Below are 26114 nucleotides of genomic sequence, written 5' to 3'. Positions count from 1 at the left end.
TTTACATGGAAGTACGATCCGTTCTCGTCGGCGCGATGTTCGCGACGCTCGCGACGGCCGGAATCGGCTACGCCCAGGGCGGTGCTCGCGCGCCGGTCGCTCCCGCGAGCGCGGCGCGCTCGCTGACCGACAAGGAATGCGTCGGCCGCAAGACCGCGACCCGATTGAACGTGCAGGTCGGCGCCCTGCGCTCGAATGCCGGTGAGGTAGTGATCACGGTTTATCCCGGTGATCCCAGCCGGTTCATGGCGCCGCGCGGCAAGCTTGGCCGTCAGCGGGTCAAGACCTCGGCGCCGATGAGCCAGGCGTGCTTCTTCCTGCCCTCGGCCACCGACGCCTATGCGGTGTTCGTGTTTCATGACGCCAATGGCGACAAGGAACTGGACCGCAGCCCCGACGGCATGCCGACGGAAGGCTACGGCTTCTCGAACGACGCCCCGACCAAGTTTGGCACGCCGTCGTTCGACGCCGTACGCTTCGGCGTGAAGCCGGTGGGCGAAACCACGATCCGCATCAAGGTTCGCTATCCGCGCTAGCTGACGTCGGCGAGCCTATAGCGGCCGAGTTCGGTCAGGCCGTCGCGCCCCGGCTCGATACCTCGCGCCACGACCCGAGCGTGATAGCCGCCTTCAGGCCGCGCCTCGATCTCGATTGCGTGCCAGCGCGCAGGCGAATGGCCGCTAGGCTTGGCCGAGGCGGACGAAACGCCCAGCGCTGGGATCATCGAACCGTTGGGACCTGGAACCGACCCGACTAGGGCCTCGTGGGCATGGCCATGCAGGACGAGATCCGCGCCGCGCTTGGCCAGGACGGCCCTAAGCGCCTCCTGGTCCTCCAGCGCCTTGCGCCTGGCGACCGCGCCCTTCTGCGGCGGGTGGTGCAGCACCACGATCCGAAAGTGATCGGCGTAGGCGGGGTCGGCCAGCAGAGCGTCCAGGCGTTGAAGCTGCTCCTCGCCCAAACGGCCCGTGGCCAGATGCGGCGCGGTCCGCACGGCCGAGCAAAGATTGAAGATCGCCGCTGGACCGCGCACCCGCACCTGCGGAAAACTGGCCTCGCCGAGATCGCCTAGCCAGGGCGTCCAGGTCGCGAACCGTTCGGCCCCGCCCGAGCCGGCCAGGGCGTCGTGATTGCCGGGGCTGACGGTGAAGTCCGCCGGGGCCCCCAGGGTCTCGAGCCAAGCCCGCGCCGCGGCGATCTCCGTATGCGAAGCAAAGTTGGTGAGGTCGCCGCTGATCACCACATGATCGGGCGCGGCGGCCTTCAAATCGGCGACCAGGGCCGCCAGCACCTCGGGCCGATGCACCTTGTGCTTCCGGCGCCAGGCGATGCGGCTCACGAGGCGTTTGGTGAAGACGTCCCTCCAGCCGAACGCTCCGGGCGGCGGCGGCAAGTGGGGGTCGGACAGGTGCGCGATGCGGTATATGGACAAGACGGTTCGGGTCGTTCTGGTCGAAGCAGCCGAAGCTGCTTATCAATCGGCTCGGGATACAAGGGGTATATCTGTCTTTGGGCACTGAATTGCAAAACGGACCGCGCGCCCTGACCGTCGGCGAGGCGGGCGGGCGCATCTGGGGCATGAGCTCCAGCGAGCGCCTGTCGCGGATCTATCGCCGCTTGGGTCTGGCCGAGACGCCCGCCGTCGACCTGTCCAACGCGGTGGTGGCGGTCGATGCCGGCTGGGTGTTCGACGAATCGCTGATCAAGGCTCTGGCCGGCCGCGAGGGCGCAGTGCTGGTCGACGACACTGGCCGCGCCGTGGCCGTGCACGCGCCGGCCGATCTGGCCTACGCCGCCAGCGAAGCGCTGGTCGCGGGGCAGGATCCTTCGACCCTGGATCCGCGCCTCACCCGCTTGACGGCGCTGGAACTGGGCTCGGCCTACAACAGCGCGCTGCGTAAGCGCGAGCCGCCAGTGCTCGAGCGCCTGACGCCGGAAACCGTGCGCGCCGTCGAGAAGCGCCTGTTTCAGGGCTCGTACAAGGGCGTCACCGACCTCGTGACCAAGTATGTGTGGCCAACGCCAGCGCGGATCGTCACCCGCTGGTGCGCCCTGGCCAAGATGACGCCCAACCAGGTGACCTTCGTCGGCTTCCTGCTGACCCTGGCGGCCACCTGGCTGTTCTGGACCGGCCAGTTCGGCTGGGGCCTGGTCTGCGCCTGGATCATGACCTTCCTCGACACCGTCGACGGCAAGCTGGCCCGGGTTACCTTGACCTCGTCCAAGTGGGGCAACGTCTTCGACCACGGCATCGACCTGCTCCACCCGCCGTTCTGGTGGTGGGCCTGGTTCGTCGGCGTCTACGCGATCGGGCAATCCATTCCCTATGCGGGCCTGAGCCTGGCCATCGTCATCGGCGGCTATGTCGCCCAACGGGTCGAGGAAGGGATCTTCCTGGCTCTGTTCAAGCTGGAGATGCATGCCTGGCGGCCGTTCGACAGCTTCTTCCGCCTGATCACGGCGCGTCGGAACCCGAACCTGATTCTGATGACCGCCTGCGTCCTTGTCGGGCGGCCGGACGTCGGCTTCACCCTGGTGGCTATCTGGACCGCCGCGTGCTTCCTGGTGCACGCCGTCCAGATTCTGCAGGGGCTGGCCGCGCCGAAGGGCTCCATCCAGTCATGGCTGTCGAAATGACGCGTATCGGGGTCGTCCGCAATCCGAAGAGCCACGGCAACCAAGTTCGACCGCCGGGGCCCGCGCCCGAGGGCGTGCGCTTGGTCGAGCCGTTTGGCCGGGAGGCGTTGAAGACCGCGTTGGAAGAGTTCGCTCGTGATGGGCTCGATCTACTGATTATCGACGGTGGGGACGGTACGGTTCGCGACGTTATCAGCCTGCTGCCCCATACCTTCGGCGAAGACCTGCCCGTGCTCGCGGTGCTGCCGTCGGGCAAGACCAATGTCCTGGCCATGGACCTAGGCACCCCCAGAGACTGGCGGTTGGAAGAGGCGCTGATCGCGGCGCAACGAGCCGAACCGACGATGAAATCGCGGCCGCCGCTGCGGGTCAGCTGGGCCGACGGCCGGCCGTGCCTGCAAGGCTTCTTTTTCGGCGTTGGAGCGCTCGTAAAGGCCACGAACTTGGCGCAGCGGGCCCACAGAGTCGGGGTCTTCCACAACTTCGCGGTAGCCGTGACGATCGCGACGGCGACGTTTGGCGCGTTGTTCGGCGGGGCGCGCGATGAATGGCGCGAAGGCGTGCCGGCCAAGCTGTCCCTCGATGGCCAGACCCAGCCCGGCGACGAGCGGTTCGCCGTGGTGGCGACAGCCCTGAAACGGCTTCCCTTTGGTCTCAAGCCCTTCGGCGTCCCGCGCGAGGGGTTGAAGCTGCTCGACGTCGACGCCCCGCCGCGCCGCCTATTGAAGGCGGTCCCCATGGTCCTGAGCGGCAAGGCCGAACCACAGCTGGAAGGCATGGGCTATCGCCGCCGCGATCCCAGCGTCGTCAGCCTGGGCGGCGGCGCGCCGTTCGTGCTGGACGGCGAGGTCTATGAAGGCGGTGACCTGACGATTGGCCTGGGACCCGCCTTGAGGTTCCTGGTCGGATGAGCAGCCTTCGCGACCTAGTCGCGGCCGAGCTCTCCACGCCGACCCCCGCGCCCATCACCGCCTTCGCCGAGCACCTGACGACGATTTTTCCCGGCGCTCAGGGGGTGTTGTTCTACGGCTCGATCTTGCGGACGGGGGACCTGTCCGGCGTGCTGGACTACTACGTCCTGACCGATAAGCCGCCGGCCGGTTGGCGCGGCTTCTTCACGCGCATCCTTTGGCCAGACGTCAGCTATCACGAGCTGGAGCGTCAGGGGCAGGTCTTGCGGGCCAAGGTCGCCTCCATGACCCTGGCGCAGTTCCAACGCGCGGCCAGCGGAGCGGGGGCGGACACCACCATCTGGGCGCGCTTCGTGCAGCCAAGCGCCCTGATCTGGGCCGCGGAGTGCGCGCGCGAGACGGTGATGGACGCCGTGACCGACGCCTGCCGTACGGCCGCCCGCTTCGCCCAGGCGCTGGGACCGGTCGGCGCCGACCCGCACGCCCTGTGGACGGCGCTGTTCCAGGAGACCTATCAGGCCGAGCTTCGGGTGGAGAAGGCGGGCCGCGAGGTCTCGATCCTGACCTATGATCCGCGGCGCTATGACCATGTGCTGGAGGCCGTCTGGCGCGACGAGGGCTCGGCCATGGCCGAGGCTGAACGGGCGCGGTTGAGGAAGGCCTGGGGCCTGCGCAAGCTGGCTGGCAAGCCGCTGAACGTAGCGCGGCTGATGAAGGCGGCCTTCACCTTCCAGGGCGCGGCGCGTTACGCGGCCTGGAAGATCCAGCGGCATACGGGCGTTGAGGTCGAGGTCACGCCTTGGCGGGAGCGGCATCCGATCCTGTCAGCGCCGGCGGTGCTGCTGAAGGTGTGGAAGAACCGTCGACGCACGGCCTGATCTCTCGGCGAGCGGCCAAACAAAAACGCCCGGGCGCGAGCCCGGGCGTCTTCGTTTCAACGCGGCGAGGATTTTAGGCGCGCGCGCGCTTTAGGGGTTCGATGACGCCGAGCGCCGCGCCGATTTCGGCGAAGGTGGCCAGGACGGTGTCGATCTGTTCGTTGGTGTGGGCGGCGCTGACGCTGGCGCGCAGCAGCGGACGGCTGTCCGGCGTGGCGGGCGGCAGGGCCAGGTTCAGGTAGACGCCGGCCTGCAGCAGGCCGTTCCACATGGCGATGGCGCGTTCCTGGTCCGGCATGGTCGTGGCGACCACCGGGCTGGCCGTCGGGCCAGTGTGGAAGCCCAACGCGGTCAGGCCGTCGTACAGGCGCTTGGCGTTGTGGTTCAGGCGGTCGCGCAGTTCGGGCTGCTCGATCATGCGGCGCAGCGCCGTCACGGTCGAGGCGACCACGGCCGGCGGCAGCGAGGCGGTGAACATGTACGGACGGCAGACGACGCGCATGACGTCGAAATCGTCCATGTCCGAGACGCAGAAGCCGCCGATGGCGCCCAGGCTCTTAGAGAAGGTGCCGACGATGAAGTCGACGTCCGCTTCCACGCCGGCCGCTTCGGCGAGGCCGCGTCCGGTCGCGCCGAGCACGCCCATCGAGTGGGCTTCGTCGACGAGCAGATAGCCGCCCATCTCGCGCTTAATCGCGGCGATTTCCTTGAGCGGCGCGACATCGCCGATCATCGAATAGACGCCTTCGACGACAATCAGGCGCTCGCCCGGCGCATCGCCTAGGCGACGCAGGCGCTTGGCCAGGTCTTCAGGGTCGTTGTGGCGGAAGCGAATGACCTCGGCGTGGCCGAGACGCGAACCGTCGTAGATCGAGGCGTGGCTGTCGGCGTCGAGGATCAGGTGGTCGCCGCGACCCACCAGGGTCGACAGCACGCCCAGATTGGCCTGGTAGCCGGTCGTGAAGACCATGGCGTGCTTGCGGCCGTAGAACTTGGCCAGTTCGGTCTCGAGCTCGACGTGGGCCTCGAAGCTGCCGTTGGCGATGCGCGAGCCGGTCGTGCCGGTGCCGCGCTCCTGGACGGCCTTCACGGAGGCGGCGATCGCCTCCTGGTCGAAGGTCAAGCCCAGATAGTTATTGGTGCCCAGCAGGATCGTCGGACGACCCTCGACGACGCCTTCGGTCGGAGAGACGACGGCGTCGAAGCGAACCTTGAACGGGTCGGCGCCGGCTTGCTGGATGGCCTTGTACGCATCGCGATAGGCCAGGTGCTTATCGAATAGCCCCATTAGTTAAGCCCTAGTCCGGAGATCATTGATCAGTTTGGAAAGGTCGCCAGCGGTCTCGACAGAGGCCAGGCGATCGAGAGGAATGGAGATGTCGAAGGTGTCTTCGAGCTCCATGATGATATTCATGAGGGCCAGCGAATCCACGGCGAGGTCACGGCCGATATGCGACTCTGCACGCACCTCTACGGGCCGCCCCAGAACCTTGCTCGCCGCCACCCCGATCTCGCGCAAGCTGAGATCCGTCACCGTTTCCATTCTAAATCAAACCTCCGGGAGCCCCACCCGTGTCACTACTGTAACGGCGAGTCTGTCAGATTTCCGCCATATTTGAACTAGGCGACGATATTTTTGGGTAGCCAACCCTCTGAACGATACCAATCGACGGTCTGTGAGAACCCATCGATCAGGCCGAACACGCTGGGTACTCTCTCCGCCATCGGAGCGCTAGATAGGGTCCAATTGGCGTGAAGCAACTCCCTGGCCTTGCCAAAACCGAATACGGCGGGGGTGCGAGTGGCCCAAGACCAAGCATCCGCAAGGGCTCCAGCGGCTAGGATACCGGCGTCGGGAAGCCTTATGAGGCGTGGTTTTGTCCCCATGACGGCGCCCGCCGCGCTCATGATTTCCACCCAAGTGTAACCGTCGCGCCGCACATCCGATAGCTCGACGCGGCCAGAAACGGGCATTTTGCAAAAGCTTGCAAGCTTTGCCGCGGCGTCCTGGACGTGAATCATCGCGATCCGCGTGTCCGGCGACAGCACCGGGAGGACGGGACTTTTGGCCGCGAGTTCGAAAAGGCCCAAGGTTTCGGTGTCGCCAGGGCCGTAGATCGCCGGCGGCCTCACGATCAGGGCCTCGGGAAAGGCTTCGAGGACCGCATCCTCGCCGGCGCGTTTGCTAGCGGCGTAGTTCGAGAGTTGCGGTTCACGCGCCGCCAGGCTGGAGACCAGGATGAAGCGGGCTCCGGCCGCCCTGGCGGCCAGGGCGGCGGCGCGCGCGCCGTCACGATTGACGACGCTAAAACCTTCCAGCGACGCGGCCTTGATCAGGCCCGCCACGTGGATAACGACCTCAGCGCCCTTGCATAGGCGCGCAAGCGCGCCCGACGTTCTCAAATCGCCGGCGACGACCTCGACCTCGATGTCGCGCCAGAAAGGGTGGACTGGATCGCGGCGCACCAGGACGCGGGGCGTCCAGCCGTCCTGGGCCAGGGCGCGGACCAGATGGCGGCCCAGGAAGCCCGTGGCTCCGGTGACGGCGACGACAGGCCTAGTCACCGTAGGTTCCGGCCAGATAGGCGGTCTTGGCCTTCGAACGGCTCAGCTTGCCCGACGAGGTCTGGGGCAGGGCATGGGCTCCGACCAGCTTCACCTTGGCCTCCACCCCGTGGCGGGTGCGCAGCAGGGTGGCGACCGACTCCACCAGGGCCGCGCGGCTGTTGGCGTCGCCGCCGCGCGCCTGGACCAGGACCACGATCTGGTCCTCAGGTTCGGCCGGAATCGCGAAAGCGCAGACATCGCCGCTGCGCAGGCCCTCGATCTCGTGATCGGCCGTCCATTCCAGATCCTGCGGCCAGATATTGCGGCCGTTGAGGATGATCAGATCCTTGGCGCGGCCGGTGATGACGATCTCGCCTTCGATCACGAAGCCGATGTCGCCGGTGTCCAGCCAGCCGTCGGCCGATAGCACGCGGGCGCTTTCTTCTGGATTGGCGAAGTAGCCGCTCATCACCGAGGGGCCCTTGGCGAAGATGCGGCCGACGCCGCGCTCGGGCAGGACCTGACCGTCCTCGCCACGCACTTCCAGGAAGTGTCCGGGCAGGGCGGGGCCGCAGCGGGCGAAGTCGCGGGCCCGATCCGAGCCCTCTGGCGCGTCGACGGCGATGGCGTCGCGCTCGAGGCGTTCGACGTCCAGGGTCTCGGCGCGCAGGCCCTTGCCCAGCGGAGCCATCGACAGGGCCAGCGTCGCCTCGGCCATGCCGTAGCTGGCCACGAACGCCTTGTCCGAGAAGCCGGCCGGGCCGAACGCCTCGACAAAGGCCTTCAGCGGGGGCATCCGGATCATGTCGCCGCCCAAGCCGGCGCTGCGCCAGTGGCCCAGGCTATAGGCGTCCAGCGGCTGCCCTTGCACGCGGCGGGCGCAAAGCTCGTAGCCGAACGTCGGGCTATAGGCGATCGTCGCCTTGTTGCGGCCGATCAGATCGATCCACAGCAGCGGGCGGCGGACGAACGCGCCGGTGGGCAGCAGGTCGACCGACATCTGGCAGCTGAGGGGCGAGAGCAGGAAGCCGATCAGCCCCATGTCGTGATAGAGCGGCAGCCATGAAATGGCGCGGTCCTGCGGCTTCACCTGCAAGCCGTCGCGGGTGATCGCCACGCAGTTGGCCATCAGCGCCTTGTGGCGGACCAGGACGCCGGTTGGCGTGCGGGTGCTGCCTGACGAGAACTGCAGGTAGCAGGGATCTTCCGGCGTGATGGTCGGCAGGGCCGCGCCGCCGTCCTGCGGCAGGTCGGCCAGCACGCCGGCGAAGGCTAGACCCGCGCGCTCGCCGATCTCGGCCACCCAGTCCTTCAGGCCGACCGGGCCGATCAGGATCTTGGCCTGGGCGGAACCGGCGAGGGTCTTGATCTGCTCGATATAGGCCTCGCGGCCGCCGAGCGGGGTCGGCAGGGCCAGGGGCGCCGGCAGCAGGCCGGCATACTGGCAGGCGAAGAAGGCGCGCACGAAGTCGCCGTCGGTCTCGGCCAGCAGGGCGACGCTGTCGCCGACCTTGGCGCCAGTCGCCAACAGGCGGCGGGCCAGCACCAGGGCGTCCTCGCGCAGCTTGGCGTAGGGCAGGGCTTCGACCAGTTCGCCGCGCAGCGAATAGAGGTTGATCCCCGTCTCGCCCGTGGCGGCGAAGTCGAGGGCCTCGGTCAGGGTCGGAAAGTCGGCGAACCGAACGGTGCGGTCAGACGCCGTGGGGGTGATCATAAGAAAGGCCTTCATCGTCTTTGTCGGTGCGGGCGGAGGAATCTTCCGCCGCGAGTCGGGCGAGCCTGCGGCGCGCCATGAAATACATGCCAATGGCCATGGCCAAAGCGGCCGCAACCAGAGCGGCGCCCGCGCCGGTCAGGCCGAACGTCGTGATCAGCGGCGCCAGGGCCGCGAGATAGGCGGTCACGACCACCAGGCGAACGGTCAGGGCCGCGCCCGCGGCGCGCATCGAGACCAGCATCGGCTCCAGCGGAAGAGTCATGACCCCGATGGCGGCGGCCGCGACTTGCCAGTTCATGACCCCGGCCGCCGCGCCATACGCCTTGCCCATCACGATCTCAAGGATCCAGCGTCCGGCGACCAGGCTGACCAGCAGCAACACGCCGGCCGCGGCGCCGCCGATCAGGCCGATCTGCACGGCCAGCTTGGTCATGGCCTGCTGGCCGCCGGCGGCGCGCATCTTGGCCAGTTCCGGATACATGGCCGGCACCATGAGGCGCGCGGGCTTGGCCATGCCGTCGGCCACCTGCTTGCCGATCCGCCAATACGCCGCCTGAACCGGGCCGAGCATGGCGCCGACCACCAGGGTCAGCACGTGCGTGAAGCCGACGTCGACGGTGCTGGAGAAGTTGGTCGCCATGGCGAAGCGCCAGACGCCGGGAAGGTCCTGGCTGGTCGGACCCAGTATGGTGAAGCCTTTCAGCAGGCCGCGCTTGTTCAAATCCCAGGCCGCGATGGCGGCGATATAGAAGAACGAGGCGAAGGTCCCGGCCGCCCAAGCCAGCAGGAACCACTGGATCGGCGCATTGGTCACCGCGCAGACCGCGCAGCCGATCATCCTGACCAGCGAGCTGACCGCCTGCTGGGCGGCCAGGAAACGGAAGCGGTCGAACAGGCGCAGCAGGCCGACGCCCGTGGCCGAGGTCATCACTCCGATCGACAGGGCGTAGAGCGCGCCGTAGCCACTCATGTCGGCCGGCCATTTCAGCGTCTGCCAGAACAGGAAGCTGCCTAGGACACCTAGCGCGGTTCCCAGCACGCCGCTGATCAGGTCCAGCAACAGCGACAGACGCAGCACCTGCTGGAACCGTGCGCGGTCGTTGTCGAGGGCCGGACCGGCGCCGAAGGTGATCAGGGTCTGCCAGGATTGGAAGTGCGCGACCTCACCCAGGAACTGGGCGAAGGCGTTGATCAGCACGACCACGCCCATCGCTTCCTTGCCGAGGCTGCGGGCGGTGAGGGCGATGTAGGCCAGGCCTACGACGGCGTTGACCACGCGGCCGCTGAGCAGCTCGCCGGCGTTGGCCAGCACCCTTCTGAGCGGCGACATCGAGGGGGCAGGCCGGGCGTCGGTCATGCCGCGCGCTCCAGCTTGTCGACGATGGCGCGGGCCGCGCGCACCGAAGCGGGCGTGTTGCTGACGTCGAAGGTCTCTTCGATGCCCCAGACCTGGGTCTCGCGATAGTTTTCGTGCGTGGCGAAGGCCTCGTCCAGGCCGGCGCCCAGACCGTCGATGGTCTCCAGCACAGGGCCGAACAGCCAGTGGTGGAAGCTGGGATCGCCGCACCAGGACGCGCCGCTGGAATTGAGGAACAGGCACGGCTTGGGCGTGCGCAGAAACTCGTAGATCTGGCTTGATACGTCGCCGAGATAGAGGTCGGCGGCCTTGGTGTAGGTCATGTCCGCCGCGGCCGGGCCGCCCAGATCGACGTGGATCCGGGGATGTTCGGCGAAAACCTTGAACGCCGCGCGTTCCTCGGTCGAGGCGGTCTCGAACAGGCGGATATGCGGAGCGAAGATCAGGTTGTAGCGCTCGTTAGCCGCGAAGAACTCCAGTACCTGCCTGCCCCACTTGGGCCAAGAGCCGAGCTCGGCGTGGAAATGCGGGTTGTACAGCACCACAGGCCCTGGCTGATCGAAGCGCGGGGCGGGGCGCTGGGGCAGATCGTCGACCAGGTCGAACTTGGGATAACCGACCATGGCGCAGGTATCCTCGGTGACCCAGCCCTCCTGCAGCATGCGGTCGCGCTGCTTGCGACCGGCGGCCATGACCAGGTCGAAGACCTTCAGGCGCGGCTCGAACGGGCCTTCGCGGTCGCCAGCGCCATGCTGGGTGTAGACCAGCAACGGGTGGCGCACGCCGAGGCGGCGCAGCAGGGCGGTGGTGCGCTCGGGCGTGATGACGGCGTCGTAGCGTCCCAGTCGTCGGGCGTTGGCGATCAGCATCGGCGCTTTGGGCGGCGCGCCGCCGCCGCCGAAGCGGCGCAGCCAGGCGGGCGGCAGCAGGACAAGCTCGATCGGCGCGCCGCCCAATTCGGCGATCAGGCCGGCGACATAGTCGATCAGCTCGGGTGTGGTCGCGGCGATCTCGACCTTGATCGTCGGCCAGCGTCTGGCCATGGCGACGGCCACCGACAGGCTGTGCCAGACCTGATGGTGTTGCGCGATGTAGAGAAAGCAGACGCGTTTGGCGGCGGCCACGTCAGCGCCCGCGCTCCAGCCGGGTGTGGACACGACCCTTCAGCACGACGCGGTCGCCCTTGTTGGTGACGTTGTAGCTGTTGGCCTGGGTGCTGCCCTTGGGCCCGGTTCCGGCAATGCCGGCGTCGCCACTGACCTCGCCCGTCCGCATGTCGATCAGCGCCCGCGGGGCGTCGAACGCGTAGCCCTCGCTGCTGGTGATCTTCACGTCGTCGGCCAGCAACAGGGTGTGCTCGGCCTCGCGATAGAGGCCGGTCTTGGCGGTGGCTTGGCTGGGATTGGGCGCGCCGTAGCCGCGCACCAGGATCGGGGTGGTCAGGCGGACGAGGTTCTCGTCCTTGAGGTCGCGCTCGGCGTGGTCGGCGGTGATCAGGAAGGCTCGGCCATCCTTCAGCACCCCGGTGAAGCGCGGCTTGTTCAGCACCAGGGGTGTGGCGGCGGCCTGGGTCTGGAGCTTGTTCGAAGCGAAGCTGCGCCACGACGCCTGGCCGACCACGGCCACGCCGACGCCAATGGCGAAGACGGCCAGGGCCAGGCGTAAGCGGCGGACCGGTTTCCGCCGGCGATTGCGGGCCCGTTCGGCGGCGCTTTCAGTGGGGGGGACGGCGGAAGCGCCATCGGTCTGGGTGAGCATTTGGGGGAATGGATAGTCCCACGTTGTCATTCGCCCAAGACCTTTGTTTTCAGGTGCGCGGTCCTGGCGCGGGGAAGTGGCGTGCAGATGGTGACCGCTGACGCTTCGTCAAGCGCGGTTGTCCGGCGGCGCGAAGCGCGTGATCCTGGCGCGCGCGCCATGTAAGGATCCGCGTCATGTTCGATCGACCCTCGCAGCACAAGGATTTCGGCGTCTTCCTGCCCGTGGCCAACGGCGGCTGGATCGTCTCAAAGACCACGCCGATCCTCGATGGTCTCTACGCTCAGAACCGCGCCGCCGCCGTGGCCGCCGACCGGGTCGGCATGGATTTCGTGATGTCGATGGGCAAGTTCCGCGGCTTTGGTGGCGCGACCGATCACTGGGGGACCTCGCTCGAGTCGGTGACCCTGATGGCCGCCATCGCCGAGGCGACGACGAACGTGCGCATCTGGGCCACGGTCCACCCACTGCTTCAAAATCCGGCCGTGGCGGCCAAGATGATCGCCACCCTAGACCACATCAGCGGCGGCCGGGCCGGTTTGAACATCGTCGCCGGGGCCTACAAGGCCGAGTTCGACCAGATGAGCGCCTGGGACGATTCGCTAGACCACGACGATCGCTATGGCCTAGCCGAGGAGTGGACGACCATCGTCAAGCGCCTGTGGACCGAGGACAGCGTCGACTTCGCCGGCAAGTACTTCACGATGAAGGACTGCCAGTCCAAGCCCAAGCCCTTGTCCGCGCCGCGCCCGGAACTGATCTGCGCGGGAATGTCCGATCGCGGTTTCCAGTTTTCTGTGCGCGAGGCCGACGCCTGCTTCATCGGCGGCCGCTCGCGCGAGGAGCACCGCGAGGCCTCGCGTCGCGCCAAGCAGCTAGCCCAGAGCCTGGGCAAGACGGTCCGCACCTACGCCATGTGCACGATCATCCACGCAGAAAGCGACGCCGGCGCTGAGGCCCTGGTCCAGCGCTATGCCGAGGGCGCGGACATTGGCGCGATCCTGGCGATGCTGGCTAGCTGGGGCGTGCCCGCCGAGCGACTGCAGGCGGCGGCCGCCAAGCAGGGCGCGTTCATGACCCAGACCATGGTCGGCTCGCCCGCCACCTGCCGCGAACAGGTCGAGGCCTTCATGACCGACTGTGAATTGGATGGGCTGATGTTGATCTTTCCCGACTACGAGGAAGGCTTGGCCATGTTCGGCTCGGAAATCCTGCCAGGCCTGCGGTCGGTGTTCTCGTGAAGCTGGAAGATTGGATCGCGCCCGACCGGACGGCATTGCTGCTTGTCGACATGCAGGTCGATTTCGCCTCGCCAGAGGGCGTGAGCGGCCAGTGGGGGCTAGACCTCTCGACCGTGCCGGCGGCCCTGACGGCGGCCGGGCGTCTGGCGAACGCAGCACGGGCGGCGGGCGTCCCGGTGGCGTTCGTGGGTCTTTTCACGACGCCGGAGACCGACTCCGACGCCTGGGACGAACGCATGCGCCGGCGCGGCGCCGACCCCGAGGCCGCCCCGGCGCTCTGCCGTGCGGGCTCGCCGGGCAGCGCCTTCGTCGGCCCTCAGCCTCAGCCGGGCGAACCGATCTTCCGTAAGACCCGCTATAGCCCTTTTTGGGACACCGACGTCGATGCGTGGTTGAAGGCGATGGAGGTCGACACCGTGGTGTTGGCGGGCCTGACCACCGAGTGCTGTGTCGCCGACACCGCCAAGGACGCCTTCAACCTCGATTACCACGTCTTCGTGGTCGCCGACGCCTGCGCGGCCTACGAGCCCGACCTGCATGCGGGGGCGCTGAAGATGCTGGACCTCAACACCGCGATCCTGACCGACTCGGCCAGCACCGCCGCCGCCTGGAGCATTTGATGGCGACGCCTGTTTCGGTAAGCGCGGCCGATCGTGACGCGATCGCCGCCGCCATCGACACGGGTGAGCTGGTCGAGCTGGCCCTGACCCTGGGCAATATTCCCAGCCGATCGGGCGAGGAGAAGGCGGCCGGCGACTTTGTCCACGACTGGATGGCGCGCGAGGGCTTCTCGCCGCGCAGGGTGGGAGCGACGCCGGAGCGGTTCAACGTCGTCGGGACCTATGGCGGGCTCGGCGTGGGGAAGAACCTGCTGTTCACGGCTCACCTCGACACCGAGAGCCCGACCCGCGATCCGGACCTGGACATCCACAAGTACAGTCCCGCGACTCTGGCCGATCCGGAGTGGGAGCGCTGCTGGCTCGAGGACGGGGTGCTGCGTGGCTATCCGATCGCCAATGATCGCGGGCCGATGAGCTGCTTCCTGATCGCCGCCAAGGCGTTGAAGACCGCCGGCTATGGCCTGGCTGGCAAGATGTACTTGACCGCGTGTCCGGGAGAAATCGGGCCAGAACCGATCGAGGAGCATCGCGGCGTCGCTCATCTGGGCAAGGATATCGGCGCCCACTACCTATTTCACCACGGCGGCGTCGCGCCGGACTACGCCATCGCCGCGGAGGGCTGCGATTTCGGCTGGACCTCGGTCGGCTGCGGCTATGCGGTGTTCCGGTTGCGCCTGTGGGGCGAGGGGACCTTCACGCCGCTATTGCGCGCTCCGGAAGCAGCGGCGGACCACCCCAATCCGATCTACCGCGTCGGCAAGCTGACGGACGCGATTCACGCCTGGACCCGCGACTGGGAGGCGATCAGCCGTTACGAGAGCGCTGGCGGAATCGCCGAACCCAAGGTTCAGCTGTGCGCGATCCGGGGCGGCGTGCCGTTCCAATTCGGCGATGGGACCGAGGTGGTCAGCCTGTATCTTGAGGTCGGCCTCAACCCGAACCAGAAGGCCGCCGACGTCCAGCACGCCCTGGAGGCCATGGTCCGGGCGGCGGGTGTCGGTCGGGTGGAGATCGAGCCGATGGTCGTGCGCCACGGCTTCGAGGCCGACGCGAGCGCGGTCGCGCCGCTGATTGGGGCGGTGGACGCGGCCACCCAGTTGGGCTTTGGGCATCCGGCGGCCCGCGCCAATTCGGTCTATTCCAGCATGTGGCGCGACCACAATGTCTTCAACATGCACCGCGTACCGGCGATCACCACGGGACCGAAGCGTTGGCGGCCGACGCCGAAGGACCTAGCCGACAGCGCCCTGATCTACGCCCTGACGGCATTGGAGATTTGTGGACGCGCGGAGGGCGGCGAAGGCCCGCGAGGTTCCTCGGTCTATCCGGACAATCCGTTTAGGGCGTAGACCCGCGCGGCTCATCGCCGCGCGAACGTCGTCTTCCAAGATCCAGAGGCGTCCCGACTCCCATGGACCGTTTCGTCGCCGGCCCCCGCGGCTGGGCGCGTCTCGCAGGCGAGCGGCGAGGGCGTGCCTCCGTGACGGCGGCTGGATGACATCTAGCGGCACGATTAATGTCAATATATGCTCAAGCCAACGACAAGGGAGGGGCGAATGAAGGCCTGGAAGGCGCTTCTGGCGATCGTCATCGTGCTGGTCGTGGCCGGTGCGGCGGCCTGGCGTCTCCGGTTCGACCTGATCATCCTCATCGCGCGGGCCCAGCAGCCGAAGATCGAAGCCAACCATCCAGTGATCTGGGCTTCGGGGCCAGCGTCGCCACCCTCGGGGCGGCGACCGCCGAACGTGGTGTTCATCCTGGCCGACGACCTCGGCTTCAATGACATCACCCTGAACGGCGGCGGCGTGGCCAACGGGGCGGTTCCAACGCCCGCCATCGACTCCATCGCCCATGGGGGCGTGACCTTCGCCAACGGCTACAGCGGCAACGCCACCTGCGCGCCGTCGCGGGCGGCGATCATGACCGGCCGCTACGCCACCCGGTTCGGCTTCGAGTTCACCCCGACGCCGGTGGCCTTCTCGCGGGTGGTCGGCGGCCACGGCGGCGATCCGCTGCACCCGTCGCGCTTCAACGCGTCCGAAGTGAAGAACGCGCCCGGGGACGACAACACCGAGGCCGTGCCTTCCACCGAGATCACCATCGCCGAAGCGCTGAAGACGCGCGGATATCACACGGTGCATCTAGGCAAATGGCACCTGGGCGGCGTCAAGGGCTCGCGGCCCGAGGACCAGGGCTTCGACGAGAGCCTCGGTTTCATGGCCGGCGCGTCTCTGTTCGCGCCCGTCGGCGATCCGTCGATCGAGGTGTCGCGCCAGGACTTCGACCCGATCGACAAGTTCCTGTGGGGCGCGCTGCCCTATTCGGTGCAGTTCAACGGGAGCAAGCCGTTCGCGCCCAACGCCTACATGACCGATTACCTGACCGACGAGGCGCTCAAGTCGATCGACGCCAACCGGAACCGGCCGTTCTTCCTCTATCTCGCCTACAACGCCGTCCATACGCCGCTGCAGGCGCCCAAGGCCGACTACGATGCGCTGTCGCAGATCAAGGACCATCGCCTGCGGGTTTACGGGGCGATGGTCCGCAACCTCGACCGCAACATCGGGCGAGTGCTGCAGGCGTTGAAGGACAAGGGTCTGGACGACAATACCCTGGTGATCTTCACCACCGACAACGGCGGGGCCAACTATATCGGTCTTCCCGACATCAATCGGCCCTATCGCGGCTGGAAGGCGACCTTCTTCGAGGGAGGCGTGCACGTGCCCTTCCTGCTGCGCTGGCCCTCGCAACTGCCGGCTGGGGCAGTCTATCGCAGCCCGGTGGGCCACGTGGACATCTTCGCCACCGCCGTCGGCGCGGCCGGAGCCAGTCCGCCGAAGGACCGTGTGATCGACGGCGTCGACCTTGTTCCGTTCGTGAAGGGCAGGGGGGGCGGCGATCCGCACAAGGCGATGTACTGGCGCTCGGGCCGTTACAAAATGGTGCTGGCGAGTGGCTGGAAGCTGCAGGTCGCGCAGGAGCCAAACCGGGTCTGGCTGTTCGACCTGTCGACCGATCCGACCGAGCGCCAGGACCTGGCCAAGGCCCGTCCAGACAAGGTTCGCGAGCTGCAGGCGACTCTGGCCCAGTTAGACGGCCAGATGGCCAAGCCGGCGTGGCCGTCGCTGCTGTCGGGCGCGATCTATATCGACCATCCGGGCGGTCAGCGCGCTAAGCCCAGCGACGAGTACATCTATTGGGACAACTGACGTCGCTTCCCGCGCGCTACGCCCTTTTTGTCGGCGACGCAGCGAAATCCGGCCTCGCCTGTTTTTGGGGAAGGCGGCGAGGTCGGACGATGCTCGGAGGACGGTTAGTTCACCGCGTCGGCCTGCTCCGGCCGCCACATGCGCATCTCGTCGCGCGCGCCGAGCGGCTCAAAGCCCGCCGCGGGGCGCGTGCGGATGTTCAGCTGGCCGGCTAAGCCCGCCTTGCGGTGGTGCTCGATGGCGTGCATCTCGGGCGAGATCGCCATCGCCTGGAAGGCGGCCAGCGACGGATATTCGGCCAGCGCCACGGCGTCCCACAACTCCTCGACCTCGCCGAGCAGAAGGCCGGTGACCGCGCCGCTGTAGCGTATCCGGCCGCCCAGCGCCTCGATCAGTCCGCTGACGACCGCGCCGTAGCGGATGTAGGCCTCGCGGCCCGGGAGATCGGCGTCCGAACCGTCGGCATACTCGGCCTTGGCCTTGAACTTCAGCAGGTTGACCATCACGAACGGGCCGTCGTCGGGCGCGCCGAAGAAGTCCTGGAACTGTTCAGATGTCGGGAAGACGGTGTTGACGACCTTCATTCGGCAAGCTCCCGCTGGGGTAAGGACGCGACGAGGCCGTCCAGCAGGGCGGCGATCTCGCCCGGACTGTCCTCCTGGATGAAGTGCGAACCCTTGAGCGTTGTATGGGCGACGTTTCTTGCCCCCGGCACGCGAGCCTGGAACACTGCCTCACCGCCCCGGGTGATCGGGTCGGCGTCGCTGAAGGCGGTGATGAAGGGCTTGTTGAACCGCTCCAGCACCTGCCAGGCGGCCTTGTTCTCGGCGACCGAGGCGTGCTCCGGCGTGATTGGCACCAGGACCGGGAACCGCCGGGCGCCTTCCTTGAAGCGTTCGTCGGGGAAGGGGGCGTCATAGGCGGCCCGCTCGGCGTCGGAAAGGTCGCGCGCGGCGCCGCCGTTCAGGATGAAGCCGATCGGCAGTTCAGGCGCGTTCTGGCTGAAGTTCAGCCAGGCTTCGAAACCCTCGGACTTGCCCGCGCCGACCGGCAAGCCGGTGTTGGAGACGACCACGGCCGCGAACCGCTCCGGGAAGGCGGCGACCAGGCGCAGGCCGATCAGCCCGCCCCAGTCTTGGCAGAACAGGACGATGTCGGTCAGTTCGTTGCGGACCAGCCAGTCTTTCATCCAGGTCACGTGGCCTTCGTAGGTGTAGTCGGTGCGCAGGGCAGGTTTGTCCGAGCGCCCGAAGCCGACGAGATCGGGCGCGATCACCCGGTGGCCGCGCTTCACAAGGTCGGCGATCACGTGGCGATAGAGATAAGCCCACGACGGTTCGCCATGCATCAGCAGGATGGGCCGCCGGTCCTTGGGACCTTCGTCGACATGGTGGATCCGCATCGCCGTTCCGTCGGCGCCGAACACCGGCGTGTAGCGCGGCGCGTAGGGCCAGTCGGCCAGGCCCTCGAACCGTTCGTCCGGCGTGCGCAACACGTCCACGGCGACCTCCCCATCCGTTGGTCGGATTTATATTGGCATTATGAGTGCCATTATGTGCTTTCAGGGTCAAGCTCTGGAGTGACATCAGGTCCTAGCCGAAGGTCCGCTCGGCGACCTCCCTGACAGTCTGCAGGTGGGCCTGAGCGTTCTGGCGTTTTGAGGTGGTCGTCGGTTCTCTGGCGGTCTAATCAGGCAGAGCAGCAGGGAGAAGTCGGGCCGTGAGTTCCGCCGTGCGTCAACGTCCGCAGGCCGCGATCGTCGAGCCCGAGGCGCCGGCCGCCGACGGTCGCCGCCGCCGCTCGCAGGACAGCCGCGCCCGCATCATCAGGGCCATGCTGGAGCTGGTCCGAGAAGGCGATCTCTCGCCCTCGGCCGAGCTGGTGGCGGCCCGCGCCGATGTCGGCCTGCGCACCGTCTTTCGCCACTTCAAGGATCTCGAGAGCCTGTATCGCGAGATGTCGGCGGTGATCGAGACCGAGCTGATGGCCCTGGTTCGGACGCCGTTCAAGAGCGTGACCTGGCGCGAGCGCGTGCTGGAGCTGGTCGAGCGGCGCAGCTGGGCCTACGAGCGGATCGGGCCATTCAAGCGTGCGTCCGAGGCCCATCGTCACCAGTCGCCGGCCCTGGCGCTGGACAACGCCAGGATGGTGCAGATTTCGCGCGAGATCCTGCGGGGGCAGCTGCCGCCTGAGCTCGCCAGGGACCGCGTGCGGTTCGAGGCCATCGATATGCTGCTGAGCTTCGACGCCTGGAACCGCCTGCGGCGCGACCAGGAGCTCACGCCCAGACGCGCGACGGAGGTGTTGCAGGCCATGATCGGCGGGCTTCTGGACGCGCCGCCAGAGGGCTGAGGTTTCGGGCAAATTTCCGGAAGGTCGCCGGTCGGAGCTGCTCATTTTCCCCGACCGGCAGGCTCGCCGACGGTAAGGGGCAGCCGGCGTCCTCCATTTGGTAGACGCCTCCGTGAATGGTCTCCCGCCAGGCGCCCGGCCGACGCGACCGCCCATTTTGGGTTTCGTCTGTTTCAGGCTTGTGGGTGGCCTCCTGACATATCTTGTCAGCAGAGCGGGTGGTCGCGCCTTGTCAGGAGAGGGTGGAACACCGAAGTTCCGGGAACGTTGTCGTCGCTCGGGCATCACCATGGCCCCGCTCGACCAGGAGACGCCCATGACCCCGGACGATCTGCCCGCGATGGAACTCGTGGATGCCTCGGTCGACGCGCTCGTCGATCGCTACCGCCGGGTGCGCCGGCGCACCGAGGTCCTGGCCGCTCCGCTGTCGCCCGAGGACCAGGCCGCCCAGTCGATGCCGGACGCCAGTCCGACCAAATGGCACCGGGCCCATACGACCTGGTTTTTCGAGACTTTTCTGCTGACGCCGTTCCTGCCCGGCTACGCGGTCTATGACCAAAGCTTCGGCTATCTGTTCAATTCGTACTATGAGGCGGTCGGTCCCCGGCAACCCCGGCCACAGCGCGGGCTGCTGACCCGGCCCTCGGTCCAGGCCGTCGGCGCCTATCGCGGGCATGTTGACGCGGCCATGACGCGTCTGCTGGCCGGCCCGCTGACGCCAGAGATTCGCGAGCGGCTCGAACTGGGTTTGGCCCATGAGGAGCAGCATCAGGAGCTCATCCTGATGGACATCCTGCACCTGTTCGCCCAGTCGCCGCTGAGCCCTGCCTATCAGGCGGGCGTGGTCACGCCGCGGTCGGATCCGGGTCCGCAACGCTTCCATCGCTTCGCGGGCGGCCTGGTCGAGATCGGGGCGTGCGAGGCGGGCTTCGCGTTCGATAACGAGCGGCCGCGGCACAAGACCTATGTCGCCCCGTTCCGCCTGGCCGACCGCCTGACGACCAACGGCGAGTGGCTCGCCTTCATCGAGGCCGGCGGCTACGCCAAGCCCGACCTCTGGCTCTCCGAGGGCTGGGCCAAGGTCAAGGAAGAGGGATGGGAGGCCCCGGCCTATTGGCGGCGCGAGGACGGCGTCTGGACCACCATGACGCTGCGTGGCCGCCATCCGGTCGATCCCAACGCCCCGGTCGTCCACGTTAGCTATTACGAGGCCGCGGCCTATGCCGCCTGGGCGGGCCGTCGCCTGCCGACCGAGGCCGAGTGGGAGGCCGCCGCCACCGCGAGCGGTGTTTCGACCCTGCGCCAGCTTTACGGTTCGGCCTGGCAGTGGACGGCCAGCGCCTATAGCCCCTATCCCGGCTTCAAGCCCGGACCTGGCGCGCTGGGTGAGTACAACGGCAAGTTCATGGTCAGCCAGATGACCCTGCGCGGGGGCTGCGAGGCCACGCCGCCCGAACACACGCGGGCGACCTACCGCAACTTCTTCCATCCCGGCAGCCGCTGGATGTTCGGCGGCGTGCGCTTGGCCGACGACGATCGCCTGGCCGAGGTGACGCCCGAGAACGGCTTCCTGAACGAGGTGATCGAGGGTTTGTCGGCCTCGCCCAAGACCCTGTCGGCCAAGTACTTTTATGACGCCGAGGGCTCGCGCCTGTTCGAGGCGATCTGCGAGTTGCCGGAATACTACTTGACCCGGACCGAGACGGCGCTGCTGCGCCGGATCGCGCCCGAGATCGCCGCGCGCATCCCGGCCGGCGCGGCCTTGGTCGAGTTCGGCAGCGGGGCTAGCACCAAGACCCGCATCGTGCTGGACGCCGCGCCGCAGATCGCCGTCTACACCCCGATCGACATCAGCCCCAGCGCCCTGGACGAGGCCGCCGCCAGTCTTCGGGAGGCCTATCCGGTCCTGACCGTCGCGCCGCTGGTCGGAGACTTCACCAAGGCCATCCACCTGCCGGATGGCGCCCAGGGCCATACGCCCGTCGGCTTTTTTCCGGGCTCGACGATCGGCAATTTCGCGCCGGACGAGGCCGAGACGCTGCTGCGCCAGGCGCGCGAACTGCTGGGCGAGGGATCGCTGTTCATCGTTGGGGCCGACGTCGCCAAGGACCCGGCGGTGCTGATCCCGGCCTATGACGACGCCCAGGGCGTGACGGCGGCCTTCAATCGCAACGTCCTCGTCCACATCAACCGCGAATTGGGCGGGACGTTCGATCCGGCGGCGTTCGCTCATAGGGCGGTGTGGAACGCGGACGAGAGCCGGATCGAGATGCATCTGGAAAGCACGCGCGACCAGATCGTCATGGTTGGCGACTACGGCTTTCGGTTCGCCGCCGGCGAGACCATTCATACCGAGAACTCGTACAAGTACCCGGCCGAGGCCTTCGAGGCGATCGCCCGTCGCGCTGGCTGGGCCGTGGCCCAGCGCTGGATCAGCGAGGATCCGACATTCGCGGTCTACGCTCTGACGGCCTGAGGTCGACCAGCGAACCTACAGACGCGAAAACGCGCCGGTTCCGAAGGTTAGGGACCGGCGCGTCTCGGGTCGGGAGCATTGCTCTTTTCTAGAGCACGCGTTCTCCGGGGCGACCGCCGCGCGAGGACGAACCGCCCTTGCGTCCGGCGTTCGCCGCGAGATCGCGATCCTTGGCGAAGCTGCGCTTTTCGCTGGGCACGCTAGCTCCGCCCTTCCTGGCGATCTCGCGTCGGCGTTCCGGGTCCATGGCGGCGAAACCGCGACGGCCGCGGGGACGTTCGCTATCGGTGTCCATGTGGGGCTCCTAGTCGGACAGGTCACAGGCGGTACGGGCGAGATCAGGCGCCATAGGGACGGTCGTCCCCTGGATCGACCGGCGGCGAGGTGGGGGGCTCCTCGACGGGAATGACGCCGGGCTCGTACTCGGGCGGTTTAGGCTCGGGCGGAGGCGGGGCGTCTGGGTCGGTCACTGGCGTCGTTTCCTGCGCGTTCCGGTGAAGTAACCAGTGAAGTCGCTTTCGGTTCACCGTGCGATGACACTAATTACACCGCACCGGGACAAGCCGGCCCCAGAGGAGTCGTCCGAGAATGCCCCGCAAGACCAAGCAGATGGTGGATCGCGCCGCGTTCCATTGGCGTTTGGCGGCCGGTTTGGCGACGGGAATCGCGGCCTGGACGGCCGCGAAATATTTCGGCGCGCCGCGCGGAGCGCACCTGTTGCTGGGCTGGGATTGCGGCGCGATCGTCTATCTGCTGACCACATGGTCGTTGTTCTTGAAGGCCGACGAGGCCGAGGTGCGCTCGCGCGCCGCCCGAGAGGACGAGGGCGTTCCGGTGCTGCTGTTGATCGTGCTGGCCGCCATCGTCGCCAGCCTCGGGGCGGTGGTCGACGCCATGATCGCCGCCAGGAGCGCGCCGGGCGCCGCGCGGACGTTCATCGCCACCTGCGCCGCCGCGACCCTGGTGCTGTCGTGGCTGGTGCTGCAGTCGGTATTCGTCCTTCACTACGCCCATCGCCATTTCGGCGACGGCAAGGGCAAGCCCGGCATCCAGTTTCCGGGCGAGCCACCCTCCAGCTACATGGACTTCGCCTATCTGGCATTCAGCGTGGGGGCGACTTTCCAGGTCTCGGACAACAGCATCCTGACCGCCAAGCTGCGCAAGCTGGTCACCGCCCACGCGGCCGTCGCCTACTTCTACAACACCGCCATCCTGGCGCTGGGCATCAACATCATCGCCAGCCTGATCGGCGACTGACGTCAGCCGGGCCGGCCCATGCCGCCGCCCCCGGGACCGCGACCACCACGACGGCCCATGCCGCCGCCTTCGCCGCCGCGGCCCTTGCCGGAGCGCAAGCCGGTCTGCATCGGCGTCTTGGGCAGCTCGTCCAGCTTGAGAACCCCATCCTTGTTGGTGTCGAGTAGGGCGAAGCGGGTCTTGGCGGCCTTGATCGCCTCATCCTTGGTGATCCTGCGATCGAAATTGCCGTCGGAAGCCATGACCGGCTCCGGCTCGGCGATCAGGCCGAACAGGGCCGCGCCCTGCAGGACGTTGGTTCCCTGCGAACGCTGGCGCGGAGTGTCGTCATCGCCGCCCTCCTGGCCCAGGCCGCGAGGCCCGCGCCGCATCGATCCCGGGGCCGCCCCGCCGATGATCTCGGGCGCGATGCGGGTCTCGTAGGCCGAGACCTCGAAGCCGTCGACAACGCCGTTGTGGTCGGCGTCGACCACGGTGAAGAAGCGCAGCGAGTCGGCGACGAACTCGTCGCGGGTCAGGAGGCCGTCGTGATCGATGTCGGCGCCGTCGAACCAGGCTGCGACGGGGTAGGGCGCGCCACCCGGAGCGCGAAACGGCTCGCCGGCCGGGCTGATGAACAGCTGGGGGCCTCCCACCGCCCCCCCATCTTTCCGGGCCGACCCACCTTCGCCGCGCGGCCCACGGAGATCATCGTGGCCTTCAGGCGGCGCACTGGCGCAGGCGGTGAGCGTGGCGGCGAGAACGGCGGTCAGGCCGAGCGAGCGAAACATCATCCAGGAGATCTCCAATCAGCCAAGCTTTGAAGCTCAGCCGGATTGCTCCGCGATGTCAGGTTCGCCCCCGTTTGGCCGTAAAGGGCGTCGAAGCGGCCGTTCGCGACTAGGCGGGCAAGCGCACGCAGGCGCGCAGACCGCCCTCGGCGCGATTATGCAGAGCGACGTCGCCGCCGTGGGCGCGGGCCAGGGAGCGGACGACCGCCAGGCCCAGGCCGATGCCTCCGGTCTCACGATTGCGCGACGGTTCGCCGCGATAGAAGGGTTCGAACACCCGCTCCAGTTCGCCCGGCGGGACGCCGGGGCCGTCATCGTCTACCTCGATGATGGCCATGCCCTCCTCTGCGTAGACGCGGCCGCGCGCTGCGGCGCCGTACTTCAGAGCGTTGTCGACGAGGTTGGAGACAAGGCGCTTCAATGCCACCGGATCGCCCTCGATCACCACCTTCTCGGACCGCTCGACCGTGGCCTCGCCGCCGGTCTCGGCCGCTTCGTCCATCACGCTTTCCAGCAGGGAGGACAGCTCCAGCTTGGTGCGCTCGGCTGGGCGCTGGGTGTCGCGCACGAAGCCCAGGGTGGCGGCGATCATCGCCTCCATCTGATCGATATCGGCGGCCAGCTTGGGCCGGATGTCGTCCGGCGCGGCCTCGATGCGGAACTTCAAACGGGTCAATGGCGTGCGCAGGTCGTGGGCGATCGCGCCGACCATGGCCGTGCGGTCCTCGACATAGCGGCGCAGGCGTTCCTGCATCATGTTGAAGGCCGTCGCGGCGGCGACCACTTCGCCCGAGCCCGAGATGCTGAGCGGTGGGGTGCGAGGATCCTTCCCCAGGCGCTCGGCGGCGTCGGCGAAGGCGGTGATCGGCTGAGCCAGCCGGCGGGCGAATAGCCACGCCAACGGCGTCACAGCGGCCACCGATAACAGGAGGATCAGCAGGATGCGTTGCTGCCAGCTGTCGAAGCGGAAGGTGGGCTTCGGCTCGACGACCAGCCAGTGGCCATCGCTCTGGCGCACGCCCAGCTTGAAGTCACCGAAGATCAGCGGCTCGTCCTTGCCCTGAGGGCGGGGAGCGCCGGGAGCGCCCGGGCCGCCGGCGCCCGGCTCGCGGGCGAAAGGCTCGCGAGGACCTCCGCCATTGGCGCGCGGGCCGTCGTCGCGGGTCTTGGGTGGGGTGACAGGCGTGCGGCGCACGAAGAAGCGCGGACCGTTGTCGATCTGCAGCTCGATGCGGTTGACCGGCACGTCGATCGCGCGGCTGATATTGGTCTTGAACTCCACCCGGCGTGGGCTGTCGGGGCCGATCGCGCGGACCGAGCCGCCCTGCTTGACCACCAGCAGGCGGCCGTCGCGCGGCTGGACCGACTGGCCCGACTTCAGGGCGCGCGCGATCTCGGTGGACCGGTAGAACTCCGGTGGGGGCGGGGGAAGGTTGAAGATGACCGCGATCGAGATCAGCTGAGCGGCCACCAGGGTGATGATGACCAGGCCGAGCGCCTGAACGAACAGCGGCGCGCCGCGCCGGAAGATGCTCATGGGGTGCGGACGACCTTGGCGGTGAACATGTAGCCTTCGCTGCGGATCGTGCGGATCAGTTCGCTGCCGCCGCCGTCGTCCAGCTTGCGACGCAGGCGGCTGATCTGGACGTCGATGGCGCGGTCGTAGGCGTCGCTGTCGCGGCCCCGGGCCAGGTCCAGCAGCTGATCGCGAGTCAGCACCCGCTGCGGCCGCTCGACGAAGGCGCGCAGCAGTGAGAACTCGCCGCTCGAGAGGTTCACTATCACCGACTGCGGCGAACGCAGTTCGCGGCGGACCAGGTCGAGGCGCCAGCCGGCGAACTCGCAGGCCGCGCCCATGGCGTCGTCGACGGCGCGGGGCTCCTGGCGGCGGCGCAGTACGGCGCGGACCCGGGCCAGGAGCTCGCGGGGATTGCAGGGCTTGGGTAAATAGTCGTCGGCGCCCAGCTCCAGGCCGACGATGCGATCGGTCTCTTCGCCCATGGCCGACAGCATGATGATCGCCGGGCCGTCGCTAGCGGCCGACAGCCGGCGGCAGATCGCCAGGCCGTCCTCGCCGGGCAGCATGACGTCCAGAACGATCAGGTCGATCGGTCCGCGCGCCAGGACCTGCTCCATCGTGCGGGCGTCCTGGGCGCTTTCGACGGCGTAGCCATGGCGGGTCAGGAAATCCGAGACGACATCGCGGATGCCCGGATCATCATCGACGATCAGGATGCGAGGCGCCGCGCCGCGAGGAGCGTCGAGGTCGCCTTGGCCAATGGTCCCTGGGGCGGTGTTCTGGACGTTTTCCATACGATTTTCCTGTCACGCCCCCGTCACGTTCAGATTTCACGCCTGAAACAGCGGCGCAACCCAGTCATGCG

26 protein-coding genes are annotated in these 26114 nt (G+C 67.8%); 11 read left to right on the top strand and 15 right to left on the bottom strand.

Going from position 1 to position 26114, the window contains the following annotated elements; translation table 11 throughout:
• Positions 1 to 5 precede the first annotated feature (5 nt).
• Positions 6 to 536 (top strand): DUF2141 domain-containing protein, encoded by a 531-nt coding sequence (locus ABIC66_RS13290; RefSeq protein ID WP_354070755.1) that lies wholly within the window; start codon positions 6 to 8, stop codon positions 534 to 536.
• On the opposite strand, the gene ABIC66_RS13285 is transcribed toward ABIC66_RS13290, so the two are convergent.
• Positions 533 to 1432, bottom strand: a complete 900-nt coding sequence (locus tag ABIC66_RS13285) for a metallophosphoesterase family protein (RefSeq protein ID WP_354070754.1) — start codon at positions 1430 to 1432, stop codon at positions 533 to 535. The genes ABIC66_RS13290 and ABIC66_RS13285 overlap by 4 nt on opposite strands.
• Before the next feature lie 146 nt (positions 1433 to 1578).
• Between ABIC66_RS13285 and ABIC66_RS13280 the strand changes: the two genes are divergently transcribed.
• The 3 genes from ABIC66_RS13280 to ABIC66_RS13270 are packed head-to-tail and all read left to right on the top strand — an operon-like array spanning position 1579 to position 4426.
• On the top strand, positions 1579 to 2637 hold the full coding sequence (locus tag ABIC66_RS13280) for a CDP-alcohol phosphatidyltransferase family protein (RefSeq protein WP_502910351.1): 1059 nt from the start codon (positions 1579 to 1581) through the stop codon (positions 2635 to 2637).
• Positions 2556 to 3548: a diacylglycerol/lipid kinase family protein gene (locus tag ABIC66_RS13275; protein ID WP_502910346.1), complete on the top strand. Its 993-nt coding sequence runs from the start codon at positions 2556 to 2558 to the stop codon at positions 3546 to 3548. Before ABIC66_RS13280 ends, ABIC66_RS13275 begins: the two co-directional genes overlap by 82 nt.
• On the top strand, positions 3545 to 4426 hold the full coding sequence (locus tag ABIC66_RS13270) for a hypothetical protein (RefSeq protein WP_354070751.1): 882 nt from the start codon (positions 3545 to 3547) through the stop codon (positions 4424 to 4426). Before ABIC66_RS13275 ends, ABIC66_RS13270 begins: the two co-directional genes overlap by 4 nt.
• A gap of 73 nt (positions 4427 to 4499) precedes the next feature.
• On the opposite strand, the gene spt is transcribed toward ABIC66_RS13270, so the two are convergent.
• The 7 genes from spt to lptC form a co-directional block, all read right to left on the bottom strand.
• A complete protein-coding gene (spt, locus tag ABIC66_RS13265; RefSeq protein ID WP_354070750.1) occupies positions 4500 to 5714 on the bottom strand; it encodes a serine palmitoyltransferase in 1215 nt (404 codons plus the stop codon).
• Between the two features lie 3 nt (positions 5715 to 5717).
• A complete protein-coding gene (locus tag ABIC66_RS13260; protein WP_013079816.1) occupies positions 5718 to 5969 on the bottom strand; it encodes an acyl carrier protein in 252 nt (83 codons plus the stop codon).
• Between the two features lie 77 nt (positions 5970 to 6046).
• Positions 6047 to 7009: a ceramide reductase gene (gene cerR, locus ABIC66_RS13255; RefSeq protein WP_502910350.1), complete on the bottom strand. Its 963-nt coding sequence runs from the start codon at positions 7007 to 7009 to the stop codon at positions 6047 to 6049.
• Positions 6984 to 8702, bottom strand: coding sequence for a fatty acyl-AMP ligase (locus ABIC66_RS13250; protein WP_354070748.1), 1719 nt, complete (start codon positions 8700 to 8702; stop codon positions 6984 to 6986). Before ABIC66_RS13250 ends, cerR begins: the two co-directional genes overlap by 26 nt.
• Positions 8665 to 10047: a lipopolysaccharide biosynthesis protein gene (locus ABIC66_RS13245; protein ID WP_502910345.1), complete on the bottom strand. Its 1383-nt coding sequence runs from the start codon at positions 10045 to 10047 to the stop codon at positions 8665 to 8667. The genes ABIC66_RS13250 and ABIC66_RS13245 overlap by 38 nt, the downstream gene beginning before the upstream one ends.
• Entirely contained in the window at positions 10044 to 11171 is a 1128-nt protein-coding gene (locus ABIC66_RS13240; protein WP_354070747.1) for a CDP-glycerol glycerophosphotransferase family protein, read from the bottom strand. The genes ABIC66_RS13245 and ABIC66_RS13240 overlap by 4 nt, the downstream gene beginning before the upstream one ends.
• Position 11172: 1 nt before the next feature.
• A complete protein-coding gene (gene lptC / locus ABIC66_RS13235; protein ID WP_354070746.1) occupies positions 11173 to 11805 on the bottom strand; it encodes an LPS export ABC transporter periplasmic protein LptC in 633 nt (210 codons plus the stop codon).
• 176 nt (positions 11806 to 11981) lie between these two features.
• Between lptC and ABIC66_RS13230 the strand changes: the two genes are divergently transcribed.
• The 4 genes from ABIC66_RS13230 (at position 11982) to ABIC66_RS13215 (ending at position 16875) form a co-directional block, all read left to right on the top strand.
• On the top strand, positions 11982 to 13046 hold the full coding sequence (locus tag ABIC66_RS13230; RefSeq protein ID WP_354070745.1) for an LLM class flavin-dependent oxidoreductase: 1065 nt from the start codon (positions 11982 to 11984) through the stop codon (positions 13044 to 13046).
• Positions 13043 to 13666 carry a cysteine hydrolase family protein gene (locus ABIC66_RS13225; RefSeq protein ID WP_354070744.1) on the top strand — a complete coding sequence of 208 codons (624 nt, stop codon included), beginning with the start codon at positions 13043 to 13045 and terminating at the stop codon, positions 13664 to 13666. The genes ABIC66_RS13230 and ABIC66_RS13225 overlap by 4 nt, the downstream gene beginning before the upstream one ends.
• On the top strand, positions 13666 to 15015 hold the full coding sequence (locus ABIC66_RS13220; protein WP_354070743.1) for a zinc-binding metallopeptidase family protein: 1350 nt from the start codon (positions 13666 to 13668) through the stop codon (positions 15013 to 15015). Before ABIC66_RS13225 ends, ABIC66_RS13220 begins: the two co-directional genes overlap by 1 nt.
• Before the next feature lie 207 nt (positions 15016 to 15222).
• Positions 15223 to 16875: a sulfatase-like hydrolase/transferase gene (locus ABIC66_RS13215; protein WP_354070742.1), complete on the top strand. Its 1653-nt coding sequence runs from the start codon at positions 15223 to 15225 to the stop codon at positions 16873 to 16875.
• Between the two features lie 104 nt (positions 16876 to 16979).
• On the opposite strand, the gene ABIC66_RS13210 is transcribed toward ABIC66_RS13215, so the two are convergent.
• A complete protein-coding gene (locus ABIC66_RS13210) occupies positions 16980 to 17459 on the bottom strand; it encodes a DUF1330 domain-containing protein (RefSeq protein WP_354070741.1) in 480 nt (159 codons plus the stop codon).
• Positions 17456 to 18376, bottom strand: a complete 921-nt coding sequence (locus ABIC66_RS13205) for a haloalkane dehalogenase (RefSeq protein ID WP_354070740.1) — start codon at positions 18374 to 18376, stop codon at positions 17456 to 17458. The genes ABIC66_RS13210 and ABIC66_RS13205 overlap by 4 nt, the downstream gene beginning before the upstream one ends.
• Before the next feature lie 218 nt (positions 18377 to 18594).
• On the opposite strand from ABIC66_RS13205, the gene ABIC66_RS13200 reads away from it, so the two are divergent.
• The gene (locus ABIC66_RS13200) at positions 18595 to 19227 is read left to right on the top strand and encodes a TetR/AcrR family transcriptional regulator (protein WP_354070739.1); all 633 of its coding nucleotides are present in this window, start codon (positions 18595 to 18597) and stop codon (positions 19225 to 19227) included.
• A gap of 316 nt (positions 19228 to 19543) precedes the next feature.
• The gene (egtB, locus tag ABIC66_RS13195; RefSeq protein ID WP_354070738.1) at positions 19544 to 21703 is read left to right on the top strand and encodes an ergothioneine biosynthesis protein EgtB; all 2160 of its coding nucleotides are present in this window, start codon (positions 19544 to 19546) and stop codon (positions 21701 to 21703) included.
• Between the two features lie 88 nt (positions 21704 to 21791).
• On the opposite strand, the gene ABIC66_RS13190 is transcribed toward egtB, so the two are convergent.
• A complete protein-coding gene (locus tag ABIC66_RS13190) occupies positions 21792 to 21998 on the bottom strand; it encodes a con-10 family general stress protein (protein WP_354070737.1) in 207 nt (68 codons plus the stop codon).
• Between the two features lie 43 nt (positions 21999 to 22041).
• Positions 22042 to 22173, bottom strand: coding sequence for a hypothetical protein (locus ABIC66_RS13185; protein ID WP_156396246.1), 132 nt, complete (start codon positions 22171 to 22173; stop codon positions 22042 to 22044).
• Positions 22174 to 22291: 118 nt separating this feature from the next.
• Here ABIC66_RS13185 and ABIC66_RS13180 point away from each other — a divergent pair, with 118 nt between their 5' ends.
• On the top strand, positions 22292 to 22960 hold the full coding sequence (locus tag ABIC66_RS13180; protein WP_354070736.1) for a DUF1345 domain-containing protein: 669 nt from the start codon (positions 22292 to 22294) through the stop codon (positions 22958 to 22960).
• Positions 22961 to 22962: 2 nt separating this feature from the next.
• Here ABIC66_RS13180 and ABIC66_RS13175 read toward each other — a convergent pair whose 3' ends face one another.
• From ABIC66_RS13175 to ABIC66_RS13165, 3 genes are all read right to left on the bottom strand, one after another.
• Positions 22963 to 23733 (bottom strand): EF-hand domain-containing protein, encoded by a 771-nt coding sequence (locus ABIC66_RS13175; RefSeq protein ID WP_354070735.1) that lies wholly within the window; start codon positions 23731 to 23733, stop codon positions 22963 to 22965.
• A gap of 106 nt (positions 23734 to 23839) precedes the next feature.
• The gene (locus ABIC66_RS13170) at positions 23840 to 25267 is read right to left on the bottom strand and encodes an ATP-binding protein (protein ID WP_354070734.1); all 1428 of its coding nucleotides are present in this window, start codon (positions 25265 to 25267) and stop codon (positions 23840 to 23842) included.
• Entirely contained in the window at positions 25264 to 26043 is a 780-nt protein-coding gene (locus ABIC66_RS13165; protein ID WP_354070733.1) for a response regulator, read from the bottom strand. The genes ABIC66_RS13170 and ABIC66_RS13165 overlap by 4 nt, the downstream gene beginning before the upstream one ends.
• Positions 26044 to 26114 lie beyond the last annotated feature (71 nt).

It is taken from the genome of Caulobacter sp. 1776, from assembly GCF_040545685.1.
In the GTDB taxonomy this organism is placed as follows: domain Bacteria; phylum Pseudomonadota; class Alphaproteobacteria; order Caulobacterales; family Caulobacteraceae; genus Caulobacter.
This window is presented reverse-complemented; position numbering and strand designations above follow the sequence as displayed.